Origin of the sequence: Bacillus sp. FSL M8-0063, assembly GCF_038005545.1 — a bacterium.
GTDB classification, from domain to species: domain Bacteria; phylum Bacillota; class Bacilli; order Bacillales; family Bacillaceae_G; genus Bacillus_A; species Bacillus_A wiedmannii.
Genome location: NZ_JBBOTJ010000001.1, coordinates 88,481 through 115,395, shown reverse-complemented (window position 1 = coordinate 115,395; position 26,915 = coordinate 88,481). Strand labels below are relative to the sequence as shown.

Annotated in this window: 19 protein-coding genes, 1 pseudogene and 3 riboswitches; of the genes and pseudogenes, 4 read left to right on the top strand and 16 right to left on the bottom strand. The window is 35.3% G+C overall.

Annotation, left to right across the window (positions count from 1 at the left end):
• Positions 1-7: 7 nt before the first annotated feature.
• Together MKX31_RS00510 and MKX31_RS00505 are read right to left on the bottom strand one after the other, a co-directional pair.
• Complete coding sequence (locus MKX31_RS00510; protein WP_064477227.1) at positions 8-322, bottom strand: thioredoxin family protein; 315 nt, start codon at positions 320-322, stop codon at positions 8-10.
• A 10-nt stretch (positions 323-332) separates the two neighbouring features.
• Entirely contained in the window at positions 333-704 is a 372-nt protein-coding gene (locus MKX31_RS00505) for a DnaJ family domain-containing protein (RefSeq protein WP_088046931.1), read from the bottom strand.
• Positions 705-1,076: 372 nt separating this feature from the next.
• Here MKX31_RS00505 and MKX31_RS00500 point away from each other — a divergent pair, with 372 nt between their 5' ends.
• A complete protein-coding gene (locus MKX31_RS00500; protein ID WP_088046930.1) occupies positions 1,077-3,101 on the top strand; it encodes a glycosyl hydrolase family 18 protein in 2,025 nt (674 codons plus the stop codon).
• 446 nt (positions 3,102-3,547) lie between these two features.
• Here MKX31_RS00500 and MKX31_RS00495 read toward each other — a convergent pair whose 3' ends face one another.
• The 7 genes from MKX31_RS00495 to MKX31_RS00465 form a co-directional block, all read right to left on the bottom strand.
• Positions 3,548-5,092, bottom strand: coding sequence for an ABC-F family ATP-binding cassette domain-containing protein (locus MKX31_RS00495; RefSeq protein WP_088046929.1), 1,545 nt, complete (start codon positions 5,090-5,092; stop codon positions 3,548-3,550).
• Between the two features lie 305 nt (positions 5,093-5,397).
• Positions 5,398-6,171 carry a hypothetical protein gene (locus tag MKX31_RS00490; protein WP_088046928.1) on the bottom strand — a complete coding sequence of 258 codons (774 nt, stop codon included), beginning with the start codon at positions 6,169-6,171 and terminating at the stop codon, positions 5,398-5,400.
• Positions 6,172-6,237: 66 nt separating this feature from the next.
• On the bottom strand, positions 6,238-6,987 hold the full coding sequence (locus MKX31_RS00485; RefSeq protein WP_000016075.1) for an ABC transporter ATP-binding protein: 750 nt from the start codon (positions 6,985-6,987) through the stop codon (positions 6,238-6,240).
• Positions 6,984-7,982, bottom strand: a complete 999-nt coding sequence (locus MKX31_RS00480) for an ABC transporter substrate-binding protein (RefSeq protein ID WP_046958852.1) — start codon at positions 7,980-7,982, stop codon at positions 6,984-6,986. The genes MKX31_RS00485 and MKX31_RS00480 overlap by 4 nt, the downstream gene beginning before the upstream one ends.
• The gene (locus MKX31_RS00475) at positions 7,979-8,752 is read right to left on the bottom strand and encodes an ABC transporter permease (RefSeq protein WP_001057159.1); all 774 of its coding nucleotides are present in this window, start codon (positions 8,750-8,752) and stop codon (positions 7,979-7,981) included. The genes MKX31_RS00480 and MKX31_RS00475 overlap by 4 nt, the downstream gene beginning before the upstream one ends.
• The gene (locus MKX31_RS00470; protein WP_088046927.1) at positions 8,724-9,044 is read right to left on the bottom strand and encodes an MTH1187 family thiamine-binding protein; all 321 of its coding nucleotides are present in this window, start codon (positions 9,042-9,044) and stop codon (positions 8,724-8,726) included. Before MKX31_RS00470 ends, MKX31_RS00475 begins: the two co-directional genes overlap by 29 nt.
• Before the next feature lie 100 nt (positions 9,045-9,144).
• Positions 9,145-9,246, bottom strand: a riboswitch (TPP riboswitch).
• Positions 9,247-9,307: 61 nt separating this feature from the next.
• A complete protein-coding gene (locus tag MKX31_RS00465) occupies positions 9,308-11,047 on the bottom strand; it encodes a methyl-accepting chemotaxis protein (protein WP_064477223.1) in 1,740 nt (579 codons plus the stop codon).
• A 143-nt stretch (positions 11,048-11,190) separates the two neighbouring features.
• A riboswitch (cyclic di-GMP riboswitch) is annotated at positions 11,191-11,275 on the bottom strand.
• Between the two features lie 283 nt (positions 11,276-11,558).
• On the opposite strand from MKX31_RS00465, the gene MKX31_RS00460 reads away from it, so the two are divergent.
• Positions 11,559-12,872, top strand: a complete 1,314-nt coding sequence (locus tag MKX31_RS00460) for an anaerobic C4-dicarboxylate transporter family protein (RefSeq protein ID WP_088046926.1) — start codon at positions 11,559-11,561, stop codon at positions 12,870-12,872.
• Between the two features lie 115 nt (positions 12,873-12,987).
• On the opposite strand, the gene thiE is transcribed toward MKX31_RS00460, so the two are convergent.
• Both thiE and thiM read right to left on the bottom strand, forming a co-directional pair.
• Positions 12,988-13,647 (bottom strand): thiamine phosphate synthase, encoded by a 660-nt coding sequence (gene thiE, locus MKX31_RS00455; protein WP_340979700.1) that lies wholly within the window; start codon positions 13,645-13,647, stop codon positions 12,988-12,990.
• 16 nt (positions 13,648-13,663) lie between these two features.
• Positions 13,664-14,479 (bottom strand): hydroxyethylthiazole kinase, encoded by an 816-nt coding sequence (gene thiM / locus MKX31_RS00450; protein WP_339328658.1) that lies wholly within the window; start codon positions 14,477-14,479, stop codon positions 13,664-13,666.
• 63 nt (positions 14,480-14,542) lie between these two features.
• Positions 14,543-14,652: riboswitch (TPP riboswitch) on the bottom strand.
• Between the two features lie 276 nt (positions 14,653-14,928).
• On the opposite strand from thiM, the gene topB reads away from it, so the two are divergent.
• Positions 14,929-17,118, top strand: a complete 2,190-nt coding sequence (gene topB, locus MKX31_RS00445) for a DNA topoisomerase III (protein WP_064477220.1) — start codon at positions 14,929-14,931, stop codon at positions 17,116-17,118.
• A gap of 40 nt (positions 17,119-17,158) precedes the next feature.
• On the opposite strand, the gene MKX31_RS00440 is transcribed toward topB, so the two are convergent.
• The 4 genes from MKX31_RS00440 to MKX31_RS00425 all read right to left on the bottom strand — a co-directional run bounded on the left by MKX31_RS00440 (position 17,159) and on the right by MKX31_RS00425 (position 24,714).
• The gene (locus MKX31_RS00440; protein WP_088046924.1) at positions 17,159-20,104 is read right to left on the bottom strand and encodes a YhgE/Pip domain-containing protein; all 2,946 of its coding nucleotides are present in this window, start codon (positions 20,102-20,104) and stop codon (positions 17,159-17,161) included.
• Between the two features lie 306 nt (positions 20,105-20,410).
• Complete coding sequence (locus tag MKX31_RS00435) at positions 20,411-21,202, bottom strand: endonuclease/exonuclease/phosphatase family protein (RefSeq protein ID WP_064477218.1); 792 nt, start codon at positions 21,200-21,202, stop codon at positions 20,411-20,413.
• 4 nt (positions 21,203-21,206) lie between these two features.
• Positions 21,207-22,844 (bottom strand): PTS transporter subunit IIBC, encoded by a 1,638-nt coding sequence (locus MKX31_RS00430; RefSeq protein WP_340979695.1) that lies wholly within the window; start codon positions 22,842-22,844, stop codon positions 21,207-21,209.
• Positions 22,845-23,049: 205 nt separating this feature from the next.
• Entirely contained in the window at positions 23,050-24,714 is a 1,665-nt protein-coding gene (locus tag MKX31_RS00425; RefSeq protein ID WP_088046923.1) for a glycoside hydrolase family 13 protein, read from the bottom strand.
• 244 nt (positions 24,715-24,958) lie between these two features.
• Between MKX31_RS00425 and MKX31_RS00420 the strand changes: the two genes are divergently transcribed.
• Positions 24,959-26,293 carry an FAD-binding oxidoreductase gene (locus tag MKX31_RS00420; RefSeq protein ID WP_088046922.1) on the top strand — a complete coding sequence of 445 codons (1,335 nt, stop codon included), beginning with the start codon at positions 24,959-24,961 and terminating at the stop codon, positions 26,291-26,293.
• A 31-nt stretch (positions 26,294-26,324) separates the two neighbouring features.
• Here the strand turns inward: MKX31_RS00420 and MKX31_RS29170 are convergent.
• Positions 26,325-26,897: pseudogene (locus tag MKX31_RS29170) on the bottom strand (methyl-accepting chemotaxis protein); the annotation flags it as partial.
• Positions 26,898-26,915: the final 18 nt, after the last annotated feature.

The window sequence follows — 26,915 nt, the reverse complement described above, 5'->3', positions numbered from 1 at the left end:
GCCTCCCTTAATCTTTGAATAATTGAATGGTTCTTTCTAGATTTTCAAGTGAAATGAAGCGCGATTCACGAAGAATTTCTTTTCCATTATAAAATAATAAAACTGTTGGTCCTGTAAATACTGCATATCGCCCTGCGATCTCTTGCATGTCTTGTAGTAATATTTCTACTTTCTCTACGTAATCATAATTCTCTAATACGCAATTTACTTTTCTTAACATAACATCACAAACACCACAATTTTCCGTTTTAATAAACAGCAGTACTAATTGTTGTCCTTCAATATATGTCGCTAATTCTTCTATCGTTTCAAATGTATTCATCTTATCCCTCTTAGCGTAATTTACGAAATACTTTACCCTGATACATACGAAAAGCTGAACTATCTTTAATCTTTCTCTTTTCCATTACCTGCTGAAAACGCAGCGTTTTTGCTGTTAACTCTTCTTGTAATTCTTTTCTCTCTACTTCATCATAACAGCATGCAATTAAGTTTTCTATTTTTAATATATCTTTTTGTAGTTCCATTTCTGGTGGAATCATACCCGCATTTTTTAAGATTTTATAACTCATTCTAAGTTCTGGAGGTACCATTGAAAGGTCTTCTAATTGTAGTGGTTTTCCTTTTCCCGGAATATGATCAAGGTCTCCATTCCGTATTGCTTGTCGAATTTTTTCTTCAGCAATGTTCAAAAAGACATCCACACCATTCGCTCCTTTACATATTTTTACTATTATTTTACATGATATTTTCTCATCTTGCTACGCTATTACAAATTGACTGTATACAATTTTTTCTCAAATTTAATTACAAGGAGCCTTTTCCTCCCTAATCAATATTTTATTTTCATGTGTAGTCTGTGTTAGAGCCATTTCATATTGAGAAAATCTTTCCGAATCAAATAAAGCGTTTACACTAAATCTTACATTTGCTACGATTTAATCACCCCCAGCTCCCTTGTATAGACTTCGTGATGTCTGATCATTTTTATCTAGACGTTTCATACGTCTAGATTCACTTTGGTTTACTGGCGTACGCCTTTAAATATATCTTTTATTTTGAAAGGAGAAATGACTATGAGCTCCAAAAAATTCACATTGCTATTACTATCTCTACTACTATTCTTACCTCTTTTTCTCACAAACTTTATTACTCCAAATGTTGCATTAGCAAATTCACCAAAGCAAGGTCAAAAAATTGTTGGGTATTTTCCTTCATGGGGTATTTACGGACGCAATTATCAAGTTGCAGACATTGATGCATCCAAGCTAACTCATTTAAACTATGCTTTCGCTGATATTTGCTGGAATGGAAAACATGGAAACCCTTCTACTCACCCTGATAATCCGAATAAACAAACGTGGAACTGTAAAGAGTCTGGTGTACCACTGCAAAATAAAGAGGTCCCTAATGGTACTCTCGTACTCGGTGAACCATGGGCTGATGTCACAAAATCTTATCCGGGATCAGGTACAACTTGGGAAGATTGTGATAAATACGCCCGCTGTGGAAATTTCGGAGAACTGAAACGATTAAAAGCTAAGTTTCCTCACTTAAAAACAATTATTTCCGTTGGTGGCTGGACTTGGTCTAACCGTTTTTCTGATATGGCCGCTGATGAAAAAACAAGAAAAGTATTCGCTGAATCTACAGTAGCTTTTCTTCGCGAATATGGATTTGACGGCGTTGATTTAGACTGGGAATATCCGGGTGTAGAAACGATTCCTGGTGGTAGTTATCGTCCTGAAGATAAGCAAAACTTCACCCTACTCCTTCAAGATGTTCGAAATGCATTAACGAAAGCTGGTGCAGAAGATGGTAAACAATACTTACTAACAATCGCATCAGGTGCAAGCCAACGTTATGCTGATCATACAGAGCTAAAGAAAATCTCTCAAATACTGGATTGGATTAATATTATGACATATGATTTCCACGGTGGATGGGAAGCTACTTCTAACCATAATGCAGCTCTATACAAAGATCCAAATGACCCAGCAGCAGATACGAAATTTTACGTAGATGGTGCAATAGACATTTATACAAATGAAGGGGTTCCAGCGGATAAACTCGTATTAGGTGTACCTTTTTACGGACGTGGATGGAAAAATTGCGGAAAAGAAAATAACGGGCAATACCAACCTTGTAAACCAGGTAGTGATGGAAAGCTCGCTTCTAAAGGTACTTGGGATGATTACTCTACCGGTGACACAGGTGTGTACGATTACGGTGATTTAGCAGCTAATTATGTTAATAAAAATGGTTTTGTTCGCCACTGGAACGATGTAGCGAAAGTACCTTATTTATATAATGCGACTACAGGCACGTTTATTAGCTATGATGACAACGAATCTATGAAATATAAAACAGACTATATAAAGACAAAGGGTTTAAGTGGCGCAATGTTTTGGGAACTAAGCGGGGATTGCCGTACAAGTCCAAAATATAGTTGTAGTGGGCCAAAATTACTTGATACGCTAGTAAAAGAATTACTTGGTGGACCTATTACTCAAAAAGATACTGAACCACCAACAAACGTAAAAAATATTGCTGTTACAAATAAAAATTCAAACTCCGTTCAATTAAACTGGACTACATCTACTGATAACGTAGGAGTTACGGAATATGAAATTACTGCCGGAGAAGAGAAATGGAGTACAACAACAAATAGCATTACAATTAAAAATTTAAAATCTAATACAGAATACACATTTTCAGTAATAGCAAAGGATGCTGCTGGGAATAAATCACAGCCTACTTCTATTATTGTAAAAACAGACGATACTAACACAACACCTCCTGGTGGAAATGGGAATGCTACCTTTTCAGTCACTTCAAATTGGGGAAGTGGTTACAACTTCTCGATTGTAATTAAAAATAGTGGAACGACCTCTATTAAAAACTGGAAATTAGAATTTGATTATAACGGCAATTTAACACAAGTTTGGGATTCTAAAATTAGTAGTAAAACAAATAATCATTACGTAATTACGAATGCAGGATGGAATGGTGAAATTCCTCCTGGTGGATCGATTACAATCGGAGGGGCAGGAACAGGCAATCCTGCCGAACTTTTAAATGCATCTATTAGCGAAAACTAAACGTAACCTCCATTAATTATTTCACTAAAGTTTGAATTTAGGTTTGAGTGCTCTATCCTAAATTCAAACTTTTAATTTTATGAAAAATCACAAATTGATATTATAATAACCTATTATAATCATATTTAGTTTCTAATATGAAGTTCATGTGAAGTTCATCTGAATTTTACATGAATTTCCTTTAAGTTCTATTGTCTTCCTATACTAATCACATTATTCTTTACATATAGGAATTATTTTCATTCCATTTCAAACTATCTATATATATAAAGAAAGATAGTCGCCTGTTAGGGAAAGGCATCTAAATATAAACATAACATAAGAAAAAGCACGCTTATAAGCGCACCATAAGAGTGCTTCTTCATACAATTCTCATGTAAGAGTTCTCGAAAATCATGTTAATCACAAAGAAAAGGCATTAGCTTATACAAGCTAATGCCTTTTCTTTATTCATATCGTTCAGCGTCCCATTCTTCTATATTCCATACTTTTGTTATCCATGCTTCATAGAAAGAAGGCTCATGTGAGACAAGTAAAACTGTTCCTTTATATTGTTGTAACGCTTCCTGCAAAGACTTCTTTGTTTCTATATCCAAATGATTAGTCGGTTCATCTAAAATTAAAACATTGCTTTTCGTTACGATAAGTTCACATAAACGTACTTTCGTTTGTTCCCCGCCGCTTAATAAACGAATAGGTTTTAATACATGTTCTTCTTTCAATCCACACTTTGCTAATACTTGGCGTACTTCTTTCTTTGTCATATCTGGTCGTTCTGCCCAAACTTTTTCTAATGGTGTTGTTTCTGAAGCAAACTCCTCCTGCGCAAAATAAGCAGGATTTACTCGTTCTCCAACAGAAATTGAACCGCTTAGCGGCTTTATTTGACCTAATAACGTTTTTAACATTGTCGTTTTTCCAATCCCATTATGACCAACAATCGCTATCTTTTCTCCTTTTTTTACTTGCAAATTCAATTCTGGACATAACGGAGAACTATATCCTATCCTTAGTTTTTCAGCCTGTAATATGCGACTAACTGGCTCCTCATAAACATTGAAATCAAAACGGGATCGAGGTACATGATTAACCTTTTCAATCCTTTGCATTTTCTCCAATACTTTCTCTCGACTTTTAGCCTGTTTCGCTTTTCGAATTTTATTTTTTTGAATAAATGTTTCTAACTGAGAGATTTCTTTTTGTTGTTTCGCATGCGCCGATTGTAATTGTTTCCTTTGCAATTGATAACTTTGCACAAATTTTTCATAATTTCCTACGTACCGCTTCACTTTCCGTTCTTCTAGATGATAAATAACATTCGTAATACTGTTCAAAAATGCTTCGTCATGTGAAATGATTACATAAGCTTTTTCATACAGTCTCAAATACGATTGCAACCATTCTATATGGGCTGTATCTAAATAGTTTGTTGGCTCATCTAGCAATAAAACATCAGCTTTTTCTAAAAGGAGCTTCCCAAGTAATAACTTTGTTCGCTGTCCTCCACTTAACTTTGAAACATCCTTTTTAAGCCCCATTTCAAATAAACCTAAACCGATTGCTACTTCCTCAATTTCTGTATGAATTTGATAGAAATTAGAACTTTCCAATATAGTTTGTAATTCTCCATACTTTACTAACAACTTTTCTATTTCTCCTGCTCCATTCATTTCTTCAGCAATTTTTAACATTTCACATTCAACCGCATACAAATTAGAAAATGCACTTTGTAAGTATCCCTCAATTGTTATTCCTTCTTGTAAATCCATATGCTGCTGTAAAAAACCTATCTTCACATGTGGAAACCATTCAATGTTTCCGTCATCATGTATAAGTTCTCCTGTTAAAATCCTTAACAATGTTGATTTTCCAATTCCATTTTTCCCAACTAACCCAACATGCTCGCCCTTTAATAGTCGAAAACACGCATTATATAAAATGGTTTTCTCACCATACGAATGACTTACATTTTCTACTGTTAATATACTCATTTTTTTCTCTCCTCTACTTATAGTTCATAAGCTAAATAGAGAGAGCAACAGTATAAAGCCTTATTTAATTGTATATATAAAAAATGGGTAAGGTGAATACACCTTACCCATTACATATTATAGTAAAAAAGGATTAAGGTTCTTTACCTGCTGTCTTCAATTTAGCTTAATCGTTAAAAATGGGCAGACTTCTCCCGCATCAAGCTAAAACCATTTGAAGAACAGTTGATAAAGTCATTTTATCCTTTCACTCCTTTAACATTTGTTATATTAAGAGTATAAACTACTCTGTTATATTTTATTCTCTATTTTTTCTTTTGTTCCTTCTCCGCTTTTTCATTTTCTGCGTAAATTTCTTTATACATCTTTTCTAATGCATATGGACTTGTAAAGATGAGCGTTAACGATTTCCAAATATAAATTCTTCTTTGTAGTTCTACCCCATACTCTTTACTAACCATATTTTTCACTTCTGGAATATGTTCTTCGTTTTGAAATTGTTGTACAGATTTCAATTCCTTCGTCTTAAAATCCGTTAAAAGGCCTATTACAGTTCGTCCATGTTCCTGCGACCTTTCTTCTAAATCAAACTGAATGGAATGAACAAAACCTAAAACATGAAAGATTTGAGCATGCAACCCGACAGCAGCACGCTGTTCCATTAAGTTGTAGCACTCTCGTTTTAACCCTTCTACCATTTCTAAAGAATTTCTATTAACTTTTCTTTTGCCAACAAACATAATTTTTACAATATGAGCGACTGCTCCCATACTTTTTAATACACTCTCTAAAACTTCTACCGCATCTTCCACATAACCATTTGAAATTATAGAATGAATAAATTCATCTAATACCACTTGAAACTTTTTAATTAAATGTAAATCGCGTAATTCTGGAACATCTTCTCTCAATTGATTCCGGCCTTGAACCCACTTTAAAACTTCTGACATCTCTTCTTCTTTTAATTCATGATGTTCCATACCATACTTCATTAATAAAATATGATTTTTTAATAAGGACTTTCCTTCTTCAAGATTGTCCGGCGTTAATGAATCAACTATTTTCTCTATAGATTTCATCTTTCTCCCCCTATATAAAAAAGCCTCTTAACAGTAATTATACCAAAAACTGTTAAAAGACTTTTTCTATTTTTTCATATAAGGAGCTAATACTCTCAGAATTTCTTCCTTATCCTTCTTTAACTCAAGTGATGTTAACATATCCATCGTTCTCGGTCTAGGTAATTTCACTTGTACCTCACCAACTATTGAGGCTGGTCTTTGAGATAAAATAAATACGCGATCTGAAAGCAAGATTGCCTCATCTAGGTCGTGTGTAACCATAACGATTGTTTGCTTCTCTTGGTGCCAAGAGTTTAAAAGCCAGCTATGTACTTCCATTTTTGTAAAGGCATCTAATTTTCCAAAAGGCTCATCAAGTAGCATAATTGGCTTTTCACATAAATATGTGCGCAAAAAACTAATTCTTTGACGCATACCACCAGACAATTCATCTGGATAATGGTCTGCATATTCATCTAGTTCAAATTGCTTTAATGCTTCCATTCCCTCTGTCAGCCTTTGTTTTTTCGGTTTCCCTTCGATTTCCAATGGAAGAACTATATTTTGCAAAGCTGATCGCCAAGGTAATAATAAATCTTGTTGCGGCATATAACTTACAACATCTTGCTCTTGTACGTGCCTATCCTTATACGTTACATTCCCACTTGTTGGGCTTTCAACATTTGCAATCATATTTAATAATGTGCTTTTCCCGCAACCACTCGGTCCTACAAAGGAAACGAACTCTCCCTCTCGTATAGAAGCACTAATATTTGCCAATACATTCTTTCCATCAAAAGCTTTTACAATCTCTTTTATTTGTAATCCACTCATTTTTCACTTGGAAGGAACTCATTTGTAAAGGCATCTTTCACATCAATTTTCTTCTTAATAACTTTGTTATCATATAAGAAATTCATGTAATTCGTCCAAACTTCTTCCTTCTGTACTCCCCACGCTTTTGCATCATCTTGATACTTCGTACTTAACCATTTTTGACTTTCTTGTACTAATTCTTTATTCACATCTGGAACTGCTTTAATTAAAATATCAGCAGCTTCTTTCGGTTCTTTAATTGCAAAATTATAACCTTCTGTCGTTGCACTCATAAACTTTTTCACAAAGTCTTTATCTTGCTTCGTATGTTTTTCACTCGTAATAATAACAGGGCTATAGAAATCAAGCGCTGGGTCTAAGTCTTTCACCATAATCGTATTTAACTCTTTTCCTTGGCGCTTCGCTTCAATTCCATCCCATCCGTAATATATCCATTCAAAGTCGGCATCACGACCGATTGATTTAAAGAAATCTGTTTGTCCTAAGATGATTTTTTCAACTTTATTAAAATCAGCTTGATGCTTCTCCATGATTGTCTTCAGCGTTGCTTCTTCTGCTGGTCCTCCCCAGCCACCGTAACGTTTACCTTCAAAATCTTTTGGTGACGTCATATTATCTTTTTTAAGTGATGCAAAAGCTGAAGTGTTATGTTGGATGATTGCTCCTACAGATACAACAGGAATACCTTCCACACGAGCCAACGTTACATTTTCTTGTGCGCTTATTGCGAAGTCGGCTTTTCCAGAAGCTATCATTTGCTCCGCTGTCACATTATCACCAGGCTGAATAATTTCTACATCGAGGCCTTGCTTTTTATAATAATCTTTCGCTTGCGCTACATATAGGCCAGTATGATTCGTATTCGGAAACCAATCTAATACTACTTTTACTTTTTGATCTTTACTTGCACTTTCTTCTTTCTTCGCCGGATTACATCCAGCCACACCTACTGCTAATAAGGCAGCCAACATAACTTTTAAACCTTTTTTCATTTTCTGCCGTCCTTTCTATATATCCATGGTGCTGTTATTCTTGCCATAAACTCCACGATAAAATACAGACATAATGTCACCATAACAATAATTGCTGCCACACCAAATACTCGGGCTGTTAAAAAGGATTTTGTAGCCCTTGTAAGCATAACTCCTAATCCTTCGCTTGCACCGAGCCATTCCCCAATAATTGCTCCCATTACGCTATATGTAACTGCAATTTTTAAACCTGAGAAAAAGTATGGCAGTACTGCTGGAAACTTTACTTTCTGGTAAACTTGCCATTTCGTTGCCTTCATCGTTTGCAACAACTTCAACATATTTTTATCTACCGTTTGAAAACCTTCTAAAATGCTAAGCGCAATTGGGAAGAAACAAACAAGTATTACTACCATTACTTTCGGTAGCATTCCATATCCAAACCAAATAATAAATAACGGTGCAAGTACAACGATTGGAATCGTTTGTGAAATAACAAGCAACGGATTTATTAAAATACGAAATAAGGGGATAACATCCATAATAATTGCAATACTTGTCCCAATTAAAATCGCAAAAAACAGTCCGATTAGAACCTCTTGTAACGTTTGCATCGTATTCGGTAATAGTAAATCTTTCATTCCAATTAATTCTTGAACAATGGCAGAAGGCTTCGGTAAAATCCACGGTTCAATTTTAAATAATGAAACAGATCCTTCCCATATCGCTATGAGAAGGATAAGCCAAATTGTTGTAATTATTTTAGATTGCTTCTGGTTTTGCATATTCATCACGGTACTTCCAAACCTTTTCATCTATCGTTACACCAGTGCTTGGACGATAATGGATTTTAATAGAAGTAATCACTTCTTCTGCTCCAGCATCCACACAAGCTTGTTGCGCACGTTTAATGACATCAAGAAGTACATCTAATTCTCCTTCCAGCGTTGTTTCCATTGCCCCTACTTCATAACGAACTCCCGATTGTTGTACAACTTCAATTGCTTTATCGACAACAGAATACACATCTTTTTTCTTCGCTTGTGGTACTACTGAAAATGAAATCGTAACTTGTTGTGACATAGTAAAATCCCCCTTATAAAATGAAATGTTAAAACAAGAAAAGGCTTTCCTACTGCGTAGGAAAGCCTTGTATGCAAGTTATTATAGAATAACATATGCTACATCACTTTAAGTAACTCCCTACGCTGGCATTATCCAGATCAGGTTGAGGGTCGATGTTTGTTTACATCCTCTCAGCCAATTGGCTCCCCGGTCCTTAATTCGTTTTCATTGTAGCATGATTTATTTTATTGAACAAACAAAAGCACGTATAATCATTTCATTTAACTTTTGAATTCCCCTATTAACTCTTGTAACTCCTGTGAAAGCCAGCTTAAAGAACTAGCTAATTCAGCAATATCTTGTACAGACATTTCCTGCTCTTTCATACTTTCTTCAATATTATTACTACTATTTGCATACGTATTTGCAATAAGTGATAGTTCATTTACAACACGAACAATATTTTGGCTATTTTGCAATATATCACTTGAATTGCTAGAAACAACTCTAACTTGATTTGTAACAGATTGTGCTGATTTTGAAATTTTTTCAAAGAAAGCACCACTACTTTGAAAAAGTTTAATTCCGGATTCTACTTCTTTTGAAGCTTTTTGTATTGAAACAACAGCTTCTTCCGTTTCAACTTGTGTTTCCCCTATTAATTTCGCTATATCTTTTGCTGATGCTTCCGTCTGCTCTGCTAATTTACGCACTTCATCAGCAACAACGGCAAATCCCTTTCCGGTTGCCTCAGCACGTGAAGCTTCAATAGAAGCATTGAAAGCTAGCGAATTCGTTTGATTTGAAATACCTGTAATTACGTTTACAATATCACTAATTTCTTTTGATCTTGTTTCCAAAGAATGAATGATAGAAGATAAATCTTGTACTGCATTTTGTATTATGTTCATCTGATTAATCGCCTGTTCAATAACACCATTTCCTTTTACTGAATGATGCTTCGTACCTTCAGACTCTTTCGCCATTTGTTTTGCAATATTAGTTATCTCTTCCATCCTATCTTCCATTTCATATACAATACTTAAATATTTTGGTACTGAAGTTTCTTGTGATTGAACGCCAGCCCTTAACTCAACTATAGAACTTACGATTCCTTGGACTGCCATGCTATTCTCTTTCGTACTCACTGACAATTCTTGTGAAGATGAGGAAACCTGTTCTGCTGTCTGTTTCACTTTATCTATAATTCCTTTAAACTTCTCGATGGTATTATTAAAATACGCATTAATAATACCAATATCATCTGGTCTTTCCTCTAATTTAATACTTAAATCACCTTTACCAACTCTGCGCAATCCTTCACGTAAATCCCGCAATGGAGCAAGCGCGTTACGTACAATTAAGAATTGAACAACAGTTGCAATTAAAACAGAAATACAAATAAACATTAAACCTTGTATAATGAACTTTTCCTTTGTACTAGGAACAATAGAGGCATCTACATCTGCTGCAACTAGTGCCACAATGTTACCTTCTCCATCTTTAATTGGCTCTAATATCGTTACCCATGTTCCTAATGCGTCTTCATATATTTCTGTCATGTTTGCTTTTTTCGTGCTCATTACTTTATCATATGCTTTCATCCAAAGATCTGGTTGTTTATAATATTCTCCCGGCCTTACTTCAACAACATTTGCTAAACCTGTAGACAAATCAATGATTTGCAGCTCACCTTTTTCATTTTTTTTCGCTCCAACAATATACGTTTGTCCAACACTGTTCAATTCTTCCGTTGATTCATCTAATTTCTCTGTTAACTTCTCTCTCTTTTCTCTTTCTGCCGTTGGGTCTTTTGCAACATCTCTTAATATTTCTTCATCTAATTTATGTAATACCGTATCTCCTGTTTCAAAAGAGTGCCTTTCAAATATAGACATCATGCTATTTTGAAACATGTTAAAACTTAATGCTCCCATAGTACCAACAAGCGTTAAAATAACTAACACAGTTAACAATACATTTTTTTGAAGAAATGATAACCTGTGCCAATATTTTTTCATTAACATCACCTTTCTTAATTAACTTAATATAAAGTAAAACTATTAAAATATAAACCTCATTAACAATCGATAAAAGTTCTCATTTGTTTATAAATAAAAAAAAGACCAATGAAAAGAGCATTGGTCAAGACCAACCCTATCCGTCCGGTAACTGGCTAGCATAGCCTTTCGGCCTTAGCTCCTTTAGTTTTGCGTCCTAATGTTTCCATCAGTTTGCCTTTCTCGCTGAACGAGTTGAACGATATGGGAGTTCTATGAGAATTAAATTATTCTCTATCAAAGATTACAACATAAGAATTAAAATGTCTACCTATTTAGAGATGCAAATGTAAAGTTTCAATGCATTATTTTTTCGAAATAATTTAACAAAGTACGTGAATGTTATATTTCTTGTGTTATATAATAAAAAATGTATATAACACAAGGATTATTTTGAGTATTTATTTTAATTTTCATTCAAATTAAATTATTCGAATATATCTTAACTAATGAATTTCGGAGGTAGTTTATCATGTTTTGGCTACAATTTCTTACGTTACTACTCTGCATTTTTATTGGCGCACGCTTAGGCGGAGTTGGTCTAGGAGTAATGGGTGGCGTTGGTATGGCAATACTTGTTTTCGTCTTTCACTTACAACCTACAGCTCCTCCTATTGATGTAATGCTTATGATTTTAGCAGTAATTACAGCTGCCGGTGCACTGCAAGCCGCTGGAGGAATGGACTACCTTGTTCATCTGGCTGAGAAAGCATTACGAAAAAATCCAAAGCGCATTACATTCTTTGCTCCAATTGTTACTTATTTATTTACACTGTGCGCAGGAACTGGTCACGTTGCTTATTCTGTACTTCCTGTTATCGCAGAAGTCTCTCGCGAATCTGGGATTAGACCGGAACGACCAATGTCAATTGCCGTAATCGCTTCCCAACAAGCAATTACAGCTAGTCCTATATCAGCTGCAACAGTTGCACTTTTAGCAATGCTAGCTGACTATAAAATCACCTTATTAGATATTTTAAAAGTAAGTATTCCTTCTACCTTCATCGCTTGTATGGTAGCTGCATTTATTGCTAGCAAAATGGGGAAAGAATTAAATGAAGACCCTGAATACTTGAAACGTTTAAAAGAAGGAATGATTCCTAAAATTGAAGAGAAGAAAGAATTTGTTGGTTTAAAGGGCGCTAAACTATCCGTTATCCTTTTCTTAGTAGGAACTTTCCTTGTCGTCCTTCTCGGTTCATTTGAAGCACTTCGGCCAGGATGGATGGTTGACGGGAAGTTAGTTCGTCTTTCCATGCCAAACACAATTGAAATGGTTATGTTAACTATCGCAGCTCTTATTATTATTTTCTGCAAACCAAATGTAGAAAGCATCGTGTCTGGTAACGTCTTTAAAGCGGGGGCAACAGCAGTTGTTGCTATTTTCGGTATCGCTTGGATGGGAGATACTTTCTTTAACGGAAACTTAAATATGATTCAAGGATCAATTCAACACCTAGTAACAAGTGCACCATGGCTATTTGCCATCGCATTATTCATTCTATCTATTTTACTATATAGCCAAGCAGCAACAGTACGTGCTTTAATGCCTCTAGGATTATCACTCGGTATTCCACCAGCACTACTAATCGCGATGTTCCCTGCAGTAAATGGATACTTCTTTATTCCAAACTATGGAACAATCGTTGCTGCCATTAACTTTGATCGCACTGGTACAACAGGTATTGGTAAATATGTTTTAAATCATAGCTTTATGATTCCAGGCCTAATCGCAACATTCACTTCTATCGGAATTGGAATGCTTTTAATATCAATTATGTTTTAAAGAAAAAGCACAAACCTACAATTTTAAAGGGTTTGTGCTTTTTTAATCAAACGTTTGTTTAAATATTTTTAACCATCCATTATGTTCTTTACTATTTTTGTGAAGTTCCCTTTTCCTACAAACTCCTATTTACTTCATCTACTAGCTTCTTCGTACTTTCATACGGAGATTCAGCTAAACTAATCACGGAAATAACAGAAACACCGTCCGCACCGGCTTCTATAACCCCAGCGGTATTTTCAATTGTAATGCCACCAATCCCAACGATTGGTATTGTAATTTCTTGTTCTCTAAAATGAGCTAAACCTTTCGTTCCTTGCACAGCTTTCGTATCTTTTTTCGTACTCGTTGGGAAAATAGGCCCAACACCTAAATAATCAGCTCCGTTTTTAATTGCCCAGCGTGCTTCTTCAATTGTATGGGTAGATACACCAACAATTTTATCTCCCATTTTTTCACGAACAGAAGTAATTCCTTCATCATCTTGGCCAACATGCACGCCATCTGCATCTAACTCGAGAGCTAGTTCCACATCATCATTTACGATGAATGGTACACCGTACTCCTTACAAATTGCTTGTAGTTCTTTTGCAAAACAAATACGTTTCTCGCCCGTTAAAGCGTCTTCCCCCTTTTCACGGAATTGAAAAATTGTTATACCGCCTTCAAGTGCATCTCTCAATACTTGTAGTGGCTCCTTCGCACAATTGTTACTTCCCATAATAAAATATACTGATAGTAATCTAGACATTTCAGCCTTTGTAATACGTGACATCTAGTTCCCCTCCTTACTATATAAGCTCAATCTTCCCATACTTCTCAATATCATCTGAAGTTGTATTTGCTAACTGGTTTAAAAATTCAATTTGGAAACTACCAGGTCCCTTTTCCACTGTCTTAGCAGCTGCCAGTTCCGCAGCTACACCATAAAACGTTAATGCCGCTACCGCTGCCTTTACATAATCCTTTTCTACTGCTACAAATGCTCCTATTACAGAAGTTAGTAAACAACCAGTTCCCGTAACCTTCGTTAAAATAGAGTGACCATTTCGAATAAGAATCGTTCGCTCTCCATCTGTAACAACATCTTCTTTTCCAGTAATCACCGCTACTGTATTTAATTCATCCGCTGTCTGCCTTGCAATACTTACGACATTGCCATTTCCAGCACCGGCGTCTACCCCTTTAATTTCCCAGCTCTCATTAATAACGTTCGCTATTTCAGCTGCATTTCCGCGGATAATCGCTAAATCAATTTCAGCCGGAATATGCCTCGCAACTTCTGTTCGATACGATGTTGCTCCTGCACCAACTGGATCAAACAGTACTGGTACATCGTTCACATTTGCTGATTTACCCGCAAGTAACATCGCTTCTACTTCTTCAGGACGAAGTGTCCCCATATTTAATACTAGCGCTCCAGCAATGCTAGCCATTTCTGCTACTTCTTCTTTTGCATACGCCATTACAGGCGATGCCCCTAACGCTAACAAACCGTTAGCTGTAAAGTTTGTTACAACAACATTTGTAATATTATGAACGAGCGGATTAGATTCTCTCACCAAATCCACTACTTTACTAATTTCTTTCATATTCATCCTTCTCATCCCCTAACTATAGTGATGGGAGATACACAAAAAGACACTTTGCGCGTATGCAAAGTGCCTGAACATGTGCTTTTACACTCTCCCTACGCTGGCATTATCCAACAGGTTCAAATGGTCAATGACGGATTAGTCATACTCTCAGTTTGTCTCCACAAACTCCCATGTGTTTAGTATTCATCTACTTCAAAGTCTACTCTTATTCTACTAAAATAACAAGTTCTTTACTTTTCTATTTCATATAGAAGCAACTGATAAAACAATACGCATAATAAATAAGTATCTATTTTTCATAGTCTCATCATTGTGCATATTATGTTCTATCGCCATCATTTGATTTCAAACAGATTTCGTTCACTCCACTAAGAAACATTCAAATTTGGAGCGAAACTGAATCTCAAGAAGATGTATGCTATAGTTAACGTATGGAAATTTGAAAGGATGTTTTAAATATGTCAAAAAGCGTTATAATCGCTGAAAAGCCTTCCGTTGCACGTGATATTGCGCGTGTACTTAAGTGCGATAAAAAAGGAAATGGCTACCTTGAAGGTAGTAAATATATTGTAACTTGGGCTTTAGGTCATCTTGTTACATTAGCAGATCCAGAAAGCTATGATGTGAAGTATAAGCAGTGGAATTTAGAAGATTTACCGATGCTACCAGAGCGTTTGAAATTAACGGTGATTAAACAAACAGGGAAACAATTTAATGCTGTAAAAAGTCAGCTACTTAGAAAAGATGTAAATGAAATTATTGTAGCGACAGATGCTGGGCGTGAAGGAGAATTAGTCGCTCGTTGGATTATCGATAAAGTTAAAATACAGAAACCTATTAAGCGTTTATGGATTTCATCTGTTACTGATAAAGCAATTAAAGATGGTTTTGCAAATTTAAAACCAGGTAAAGCATACGACAATTTATACGCTTCAGCAGTTGCACGTTCAGAAGCTGACTGGTATATCGGCCTTAACGCGACTCGAGCATTAACGACTCGCTTTAACGCCCAGCTGAATTGCGGCCGTGTACAAACACCTACTGTCGCTATGATCGCTAATCGTGAAGATGAAATAAAGAACTTCAAATCTCAAACTTACTATGGCATCGAAGCACAAACAACGAATCAGTTAAAACTAACTTGGCAAGATGCAAATGGTAATAGCCGCAGTTTTAATAAAGAAAAAATTGATAGCATCGTAAGAGGTTTAGATAAACACAATGCTACTGTTGTGGAAATTGATAAAAAACAGAAGAAGTCATTCTCTCCTGGTCTTTACGATTTAACTGAATTACAACGTGATGCAAATAAAAAGTTCGGTTACTCTGCGAAAGAAACGTTAAACATTATGCAGAAATTGTATGAGCAACATAAAGTGCTAACGTACCCTCGTACAGATTCACGCTATATTTCATCTGATATCGTTGGAACACTTCCAGAACGTCTAAAAGCATGTGGCGTTGGAGAGTACCGTCCTTTAGCACATAAAGTATTACAAAAGCCTATCAAGTCTAATAAGTCATTTGTTGATGATAGTAAAGTAAGTGATCATCACGCAATTATTCCGACAGAAGGATACGTTAACTTCTCGGCCTTCACAGATAAAGAACGTAAAATTTATGATTTAGTTGTAAAACGTTTCTTAGCAGTTTTATTCCCGGCATTCGAGTACGAGCAACTAACGTTACGCACAAAAGTTGGTAATGAAACATTCATTGCACGCGGAAAAACTATTCTGCATGCCGGTTGGAAAGAAGTATATGAAAATCGCTTTGAAGATGATGATGTAACTGATGACGTAAAAGAACAACTTCTACCTCACATTGAAAAAGGCGATACATTAACTGTAAAGTTAATTATGCAAACATCAGGTCAAACAAAAGCACCTGCACGATTTAACGAAGCGACTTTACTTTCAGCAATGGAAAATCCTACGAAATATATGGATACGCAAAATAAACAACTTGCTGATACGTTAAAATCAACTGGTGGATTAGGTACTGTAGCGACACGAGCTGATATTATCGACAAGTTATTCAATTCGTTCTTACTTGAAAAACGTGGTAAAGATATTCACATTACTTCAAAAGGCCGTCAGTTACTTGATTTAGTGCCAGAAGAACTGAAATCTCCTACACTAACTGGTGAATGGGAGCAAAAACTCGAAGCAATTGCAAAGGGTAAACTAAAAAAAGAAGTATTCATTTCAGAAATGAAGAACTATACGAAAGAAATTGTTTCTGAAATTAAATCGAGTGATAAAAAATATAAACATGACAACATTTCAACGAAGTCTTGTCCAGACTGCGGGAAACCAATGCTAGAGGTAAACGGTAAAAAAGGAAAGATGCTCGTTTGCCAAGATCGTGAATGTGGTCATCGTAAAAACGTATCTCGTACAACAAACGCTCGCTGTCCGCAATGTAAGAAGAAATTAGAATTACGTGGTGAAGGTGCAGGCCAAATCTTCGCATGTAAATGTGGCTATCGCGAAAAACTTTCCACGTTCCAAGAGAGACGTAAAAAAGAATCTGGAAACAAAGCTGATAAGCGCGACGTTCAAAAATATATGAAACAACAGAACAAAGAAGAAGAACCATTAAACAACCCGTTCGCAGAGGCATTAAAAAAATTAAAATTTGATTAAACAAAAAGGTTCCTACCTCTCTCGGTAGGAACCTTTTATTTTAGTGAATGATTTTACTTCCTTTTGCATTCTCAACAAACTTTTCACTCGATTTGTTAATTGGTGTTTTCAGTAATAACGCAGCGACAATCATAACTACTACGAAAGCACTTAACACAAGTAAATCTCGCGTTACGATATCCCAAAGCATTCCGCCTACTGTTTCACGAATTGCACTAATTGCGTATGTGAACGGTAAGAACGGATAAATTGCTTGGAAGAACGCTGGTGTCATTTGAATTGGGAATGTTCCGCCCGATCCTGCTACTTGCAGTACAAGTAAAATGATCGCCATCGATTTCCCAACGTTTCCGAAAATAGAAACGAGTGAGTATACGATACAAACAAAGACTCCACCAATAAATAAACTAAATAACACAAACCAGAACTTATCGACTACGTACGTACCGAGTAAGAATATATCTCCCATTGATACGATAAACGCTTGTGAAAGACCTATCGTTAAGAATGTTAATAAACGTCCGAAGTAAATTTCATGGCTCTTATAATTCGCGCCCTCTTCATGTACTTCTACTGTTAATAATGAAACCATTAATAATGCGCCTACCCATAATGCAAGCACTGTATAGAATGGTGACATCGCTGAACCGTAGTTTGGCATCGCAAATAATTTATTCTCTTTTAAATTTACTGGATTCGCGAAGTAATCACTTTGCTTTTCAACATCATTTTTCAATAAGCGTATGATGTCTTTTATATCCTCTTCAGATTCAAAATCACGAATTTTATTTGCTAAGTCTTTAATCTTTTTCTCAGTTTCCGGCATGTCAGCTTTAATGTCTGTTAATTTCTTTTTACCGTCTACTAAGCCTTTTGATGAATCTTCTAGTAACTTTTTAACATCTGGAAGCTTTTTGTCTGCTTCTTTTAAAATTTGAGATGTATTTTTAGACATCTCTTTTGTACGAGCAATAGCTGCATTGAAATTTGGAGTGATTTCAGAATCATATTTAGCCAAAATATCACCTAATTGAGCTGAAACACTTTTAGACACTTCATTAATACTCTCAATAACATCTGCTGCTGGTTTTTGACCTTTATTAATAGCGTCAATTCCTTTATCAGTTAAATCCATTCCTTTTTGCAAACCATCTTTTGCTTTATTTAACTTAGCAATTGTACCATTAAGGTTTTTATCACTATTCACATCAGCTAAAACTTTATTTGTACTTTCCAGAACTGGAATCATATCATTAACTAAATTCCATCCTGCTTGGAACTGTCCATTTAAATCATTTAAGGCTACTTTTGTAGAGTCTAAACCGTTAACACCTTTATTGCTTAAATCTGCTCTCGCCTTTTCAAGACTAGTTTTTAGTTTTGCGTAATCCGCTACAGCCTGATCATAGTTCTCTCTACCATTGTTTAATATCTCATTAGCTTTGTTGATATCTTGATTTAAATTTCCTCTGAGCTGCTGAGCATCTTCTTTTACATTGTCAGCCTTATTTTTCAATTGTTCAGCTGTGCTTACTGCTTTTTCAAAATCCGCTACAAACGTCGCATTATAATCTGCTTCCGCTTGATTTACTAAGTTATTTATTGCATCTAACTTCTTATTAGCAGCATCTCTTGCGTCTTGTTTCACTTCTTGCCCTGTACCAATAATATTAGCGATATCTTTAACACCGCCATTTGCATTTTCTATAGCTGATTTAAGATTCGTTAATTTATCTATTCGTTTTTGGAAGAAGTCTTTTCCAGAATCAGTTGGTGCAAATTCCTTAAATTTAGTAAAGACATCAATTAAATATGAAACACTATCTGCACGACCTTTAAGATTTTCAGAAACCTTATTAAGGTCTTGTTTTGCTTTTTCCGGATCAAAATTACCATTTCCCAATCCGTTTATAACGCCTTGTGCATAAGTTGTTCCAACACGTATTGAACTAAAAACATTATTTACAGTTTGATCAATATTTTTAGCAATATTTTTATATCCCTCACCATTCACTTGCGGTAACTCTGGAAGCGTTGGTATTTGAGGAATAGTTACATTCGGTAATTCCGGGAACTTGGATGGATCTGGAAGTGCCAGATTGAAATCCAATGATGGATTCTTTAAGAAATCCGTAATCGCTGCCGCACCATCTAACCCTTTTTGCATTACAATTAAATTATTCTTAATAGTTCCTGGAGCACGTTGCAATGTTTCATCATTTCTCGCAAAGAATTTATCTAAATTCCCTAACGCTTCTTGCCCATCATTAATAACACTTTCTACAACCGGCAACTCTTTTTGCGCTACTTTCACAATATCCTCTGCTCGAGTCGCATCATCTAACGCCTTATCCATCAGTGTATTCATTTCTGGGAACTGCGCTTCTAACTTAAATACAAGATCTTTTACTTTCTCGATACTTGGTAAGTTTGTTTCTAAATCGATTCCAAGATCATTAAAAACTTTAAAAATCTCACCGTTTGCTGTTTTAACAAAGTTTTTACTAATTTCTTCTGTAATACCTGATGCACCTTTTGCTGTAATTTTCGGTGCAATCGCATTTACCTTTTCATTTACATAGTAATCAAGTTCTGGTTTCTGCGGATTTTCATCCAGAACAGTTGCAATCTTTTCAGAGAAATCTTTTGGAATTGTAATACTTGCATAGTAATCTCCGCGCTCAACTCCGTGAATTGCTTGTTTTTCATCTACAAATTTCCAACCAAGATTTTTGTTTTTCTTAAGAGAATCTACAATCTCTTCACCGATATTAATATCTTTCCCTCTTAAATTAGATCCTGCATCTTGGTTAGAAACTGCAATGGGAACCTCTTTTGTATTTCCGTACGGATCCCAGGAAGCTTTAATGTTAAACCATGCATATAACGATGGTAAAATCATTAATCCTAAAACAATAACAATTGCAGCCCAATGTTTAGCTACATTCCGTAAATCTGTCTTATAAATACGCCAAATTTGTTTCATAGAAGTTATCACCTAATTATATATTTTTCCTTCTTTAGAAAATGATACATACATTTTGCAATTATATCACTTTCTACATCGTGGATTAAACGAAAATACACTATTTTTCCCATTAAATATTTCACTTACTTCATTATATAACGAAGTAAAAAAAGTATGCATACAAAATGACCAAATTAGTTTTACATTCAATAATAACAAATATATAGGAAATGTCATAAAAAATACAAGTATTTTCTCTTGGAAATACTTGTATTCCTCAAAAAAATCCTCACAGCTTTTCATCATCTGTGAGGATTTCTTCTATTATATATCTACTTGTACTTCTACACCGAAATGATCTGAAATTACATTTCTGTTCGTACCATTAAAAATGACTTTTGAAAAACGAACTTTTTCACTTTGGTTACACAATATTAGATCGATTCGTAAGTTATGTTTATTTTCATCCCAACCAGCAATCTCACCTTGGACAGTTGTTCCTTCATCCTTCTCTATTGCTAGCTCATATGTGTCATACAAACCTTTTTGCATCATATATTCATAGCCTTCACCTTGTAAACGAGCGTTATTATTAAAATCACCCATTAAGAAGGAAAGTTCATTACTGTCTACACGCCCCATCAAACGATTAACTTGATCTTTGAATGATTCTTCTTCATCATTCCACCAACCGAGGTGGCAAGAGTAAAACGTGATGTTCTTATCATTATAAGCAATTGTCGCACTTACAATTTTGCGTGTTTTCCAATACGTTGTATCCTTATTTTCTGAAATAAAGAACGTATCTTCTTTTACAACATTATGCTTCGTTATAATCGCTAATCCTTCTTCATACACATCATAACCAATATGAGAGAAATCCCAAGTAATATTGTAATCTTTTACATGTAACGCTTTTAACTCTTCTAATAGTAAAAGTCCAAAATTATCTTCTTTCTTGTTACCGCATACATTTTCAGCTTGTATCGACTGACTTACTTCTTGCAATGCGATGACATCGTACTCTTCTTCTTGAATGACTTTAGCAAGATATTTTATCTTTTCCATTTGATTCTCTTCTTGCCAAGAGTGACAGTTTAAAGTTAGCAATTTCATCTTATTACGCACCTAACATATCTTGAATGTCTGACTTTAATACGTCAGCTTTCGGACCATATACTGCTTGTACACCTTTATCTTTTACGATAAGTCCTAAAGCACCATTTTGTTTCCACTGTGCTTCTGGTGCAACAACATCTAAATCTTTTACTGTTACACGTAAACGCGTCATACAAGCATCTAAGTCAGCAATATTTTCTTTACCACCTAATAAATCAATAACTTTTGTTGCTAATGAACCATCCTGTACATTTCCTGTTCCTTCTGATGACTCATCTTCATTATCAATATAGTTACCTGCACGTCCTGGTGTTGGTAAATTGAATTTTTTAATTAAGAAATTGAATAATGTAAAGTTCAGACCAAAGAATACTAATGAAACGATAACGAAATTGATTAAATCTCTAGTTAGTCCTGCATTAACCATCATCGGTGTACGAGTAATTAATTCAATAAATCCAAATGCGTGAACACGTAAGTTAATTAAATCTGCTAATGCGAATGCAAGTCCTGTTGTAATTGCATATACAACATATAATACTGGAGCAATAAACATGAACATGAATTCAATTGGTTCTGTTACACCTGTTAAGAATACTGCTAATGCAGCCGATAAGAACATTGGTTTATACTTTGCACGTTTTTCTTTATCAACATTACGGAACATCGCGAAAGCAATACCCATTAACGCTGCTGTTGAACCAATAACTTGTCCAGCTTTGAAACGAGCTGGTACAACGTTATTTAATAAATCGTTATATGCTTTCGTATCTCCATTTGCTAGTAAATTATTTAAGTCTGTAATCCATGCAAGCCATAATGGATCTTGTCCTGCTACAATTTGTCCAACTTTTGAGCCAGTTAACATCGTATATGTTCCGCCTAGCTCTGTGTAGTTCATCGGAATCGTTAACATATGATGTAAACCGAATGGTAATAGTAAACGCTCTAACGTTCCATATACAAACGGTGCAACAACTGGTGCACTATCTTTAGATGCTGCAATCCAGCGACCGAATTCATTTAATCCACTTTGGATGAACGGCCATAAAAGTGATAATACAATTGCAGTGACTGTAGACCAAACAATTACAACGAATGGTACAAATCGTTTTCCGTTAAAGAATGCTAATGCCTGTGGCAGTTTATTATAGTTATAATATTTGTTATATAAAGTAGCTCCTAAGAAACCTGTGATAATCCCTACGAAAACTCCCATGTTTAATGCTGGTGCACCAAGTACAGAAGTAAAGTAATCTTTTACAACTAAATCTCCTGCTAATACTGAAGAAACTGTCGCTTTTGAATCCGCTAACATTTCAGCGTTTACGCCAAATATAGCTCCTGTAATTCTGTTTGTTAAGACGAATGCTAATAGCGCTGCAAATGCACCACCTGCGCGATCCTTCGCCCAAGATCCCCCAATTGCTACTGCAAATAAGATGTGTAGATTTGTAATAATTGCCCAACCTATGTCTTCCATTACGCGAGCGATTGTATGAACTGCGTTAATATCCCCAGCAGACATCCCAATTAACTTACCGATAGAAATCATTAAACCAGCTGCTGGCATTACAGCTACAACAACTAATAATGCTTTTCCGAACTTTTGCCAAAAATCAAAAGACGTAATTTTCATCTGTTCTTCCTCCCCTTTATTTATAACAACATAATGATTTAAATTATAATTTCTGTTTCTCTTATGAAAACGATTCCTTATGTTACTTTATTTTTATCTTTACGCAACCGTTTTCATAAATCTATTTTAATAAAAGCGTTTTCACTTTGCAATAGAAATTTATTTTTTTTCATAAAAAAAGATGCTCTAAGAGCATCCTTTTTTATTATGAAATACGATAAACCCTTGTTTCATAAGGCTTTAACGTGATTGAAGTTACTTGTTCATTTTCCGCAACTTTATAGTTATTTAAAAGCAAACGTTTGCGTTCTAGTGCGAATGAACCCTCATTATACACAGCTTCCTCTTTTGAGATATTGCTAATTACAACGACTTTTTCATCGTTTAATGTACGTGTATATGCATAAATTTGCGGATCTTCTTCTAGAAGTAAATCGTACGTACCGTAATTCAGTACATCGTGCTCTTTTTTCAAGGCAATCATTTTCTTATAGAAATTGAAAATAGAGTTTTCTTCATTCTTTTGCTTTTCAACATTAATTTCTTTGTAGTTTGGATTCATACTAAACCAAGGCGCACCTGCTGTAAAGCCAGCATTCATCTCATCGTTCCACTGCATAGGTGTACGAGAATTATCGCGGCAAGAAGCCCATATAATTTCCATCATATCTTGATGTGGTACGCCCTCTGCAATTTTCTCTCGATATAAATTTTTAATTGCTACATCATCATAATCTTCAATATTTAATAATTGAACGTTCATCATCCCAATTTCTTGTCCTTGATAAATAAACGGTGTACCGTGCATAAAGAAGTACATTGCTCCAAGAGCTGTTGCACTTTCACGCCAATATTGTTTATCATCTCCCCAAGTTGAAACGATACGTGGCTTATCGTGATTCTCAATATATAAAGCATTCCATCCTTTATTTTCTAACCCTTTTTGCCATTTCGTTAATACCTTTTTCAGCCCTACAACATCAAGATCTTTCTTCTTTTCTGCATCCCATAAACTTAAATGTTCAAATTGGAATACCATATTGAACTTGCCTTGCTCTTCTCCAACCCAAAGCTCAGCATCTTCAATCTTAACGCCATTCGCTTCACCAACAGTCATAATATCGTACTTAGAAAACGTATTCTCTTTTAACTCTTCTAATAAAGGCTGAATACCATCCACATTCATATGTTTATCAAAAGATGGTACATACTTTAATTCTTTTGGATTTGGCATATCTTTGAAGCCATCTTCTTTTTTAATATGGCTAATCGCATCCACTCGGAAACCATCAATTCCTTTATCAAGCCACCAATTAACTGTATCGTATAAAACTTCGCGAACTTCTTTATTCTCCCAGTTTAAATCTGGTTGTTTACGTGAGAATAAGTGTAAATAATATTGTCCTGTTACTTCATCATATTCCCATGCCGACCCATTAAAAATACTTTCCCAGTTGTTTGGTTCCGCACCATCTTTACCATCGTGCCAAATATACCAATCACGCTTCGGATTGTCTTTAGATGAACGAGACTCAATAAACCATGGATGTTCATCACTTGTATGATTAATAACTAAATCAATAATAAGCTTCATATCACGCTTATGAACTTCATCTAGTAACGCATCAAAGTCTTCCATCGTACCAAACTCATCCATGATATCTTGATAATCACTAATGTCATAACCATTATCATCATTAGGTGACTTATACATTGGACAAATCCAAATTACATCTATACCTAAATCTTTTAAATAATCCAGTTTCGCAATAATACCTTGTAAATCTCCAATACCATCACCATTTGAATCCATAAAGCTACGTGGATAAATTTGATAAGCAACTGCTTCTTTCCACCATGTCTTATTCATAGTCCTTCTCTCCTTTTGCATCCCATCGGAAATTTTATGCAAACGTTTTCGTAACACTATCATAACAAAATATGAATAGTTTGCAACTGTTTTCATTGAACTCTATGTAGATTCCTCATTCTTATGCTTTATTTATTTCTCACAAAGGCAAATCTCATTCCTCACCTATTCTTGTCCACACAGGTTACATACGATTTTCATATATTAATAAAAAGAACTGCTTATTTTAGAAAGGAGTGATCAATTGAAACAAACAAAATTAACAGGTCGTATCGTTGTTCCTTCAGATCCTGACTATGACGTAGCCCGAATGAATTTAAATTTAAGTATTCCAAAACTCCCTTGTATTATTGTTTTTTGCCAAAATAAAAATGATGTGTGTAACGCCTTAAAATGGGCACGTGAACGTCATATACCATTTCGCTTAAGAAGCGGACGTCATAGCTATGAAAATTTTTCTCTTCTAAATAGAGGACTTATTATTGATGTGAGTGAAATGCATCGCATTACTGTTAATACAGATAAATTAACAGCAACAATTGAAGCTGGTGCAAACCTTGGCACTGTTTATAAAGAGCTTTGGAATTATGGTGTGACAATACCGGCTGGTACAAGCGCAAGCGTTGGAATTGTTGGATTAACACTTGGCGGTGGCATCGGTATGCTTTCACGCTTATTTGGATTAACATGTGATCAATTAGTAGAAGTCGAAATGGTACAAGCATGCGGTAAATTCGGAGCAAAAATCATTCGCGCAAACGAACATGAAAGCCATAACTTGTTTTGGGCGTGCCGCGGTGGTGGTGGTGGAAACTTCGGAATTGTTACTTCTTTAACTTTTCGAATGCATCCTATAAAAAATGTATCAATCTTCTCAATTACATGGGAATGGGAAGAGTTTATCGCTGCATTTCAAGCGTGGCAAAACTGGGCGCCTTATATAGACAAACGTCTCACTTCATCAATTGAATTATTCGCAAAGCAACGAAATAAAATTGAAGTAAAAGGTGAATTTGTTGGCTCTCCCTCTGAACTCCATTCCTTATTATCTCCTCTTCTTGAAACTGGTACCCCCTCTCTCTTTATAGATGAAGTTCCTTATATAAAAGCTGTTGAATTTTTTAACAGTGGGAATATCCCTGAAAACTTTAAGCGCTCCGGTTCCTACGTATATGAACCTATCCCTCTTAAAGGCCTTCAAATCATGAAATATTTTCTTTCTCATGCACCAAATAAAGATGCAAGTATTTGGCACCAATCGCTCGTAGGTGCTGTTGAAAATATTACCCCTACTGAAACAGCTTATTTCCATCGTAAAGCAATTATTGCACAAGAATACATTACCTCTTGGAAATGCGATGATGAAGAAAATCGCAATATACGCTGGGTTAAAGATTTACGAGAAAGCTTAGATCCTTATACACTAGGTGACTATGTCAATTGGCCCGATATCGATATTATAAATTGGCAAACTAGTTATTATGGTTCTAACTTTCAAAGATTGCGTAAAGTGAAAACCATATATGATCCTTGCAATGTTTTTCGTTTTCAACAAAGTATCCCTCCTTTTCATATGTAAAAAAGGAAGAACAGAATACTGTTCTTCCTTTTTACATTGAAAATCGTTCAATTGTTTGTTTCAAGTCTGCTGCTTGCTTCTCTAAATCCTTTAACAATTGATCGATTACTACCATATTTTTAGATTGTTGCAACGTCACACGTGCTACTTCTTGTGAACCAGCTGATGTTTCTTCAGCAATTGCTGCTACAGCCTTTGTTTGTGCTCCTGTTTGATGAATGTGCCTCACTTGTTCGTTCATATAGCCACTAATTTGCTTCGTTGCATCGGCTACTTCCATAACACTTGATGACATTTCTTTTAAAATTAATTCCGTAGCTTCCCCACGTTTTGCCTCTTCTTTAGCTATTGTCACTTGTTCTGTCATTTTCATTGCAACTTGTTGTACTTCATCTTGCATATTTCGTAATAACTGCGATATGTTTCTTGCAGAATGATCACTTTCATCAGCAAGTTTCCGTACTTCCTCCGCAACAACTGCAAAGCCCCTTCCATGCTCTCCAGCACGAGCCGCCTCAATAGAAGCATTTAGTGCTAACAAATTCGTTTGACTAGCAATCTCACTCACAACAGAAACAATATGTTCTACTTGTTTCATTCGTTCTTCTAATTTCTGTACATT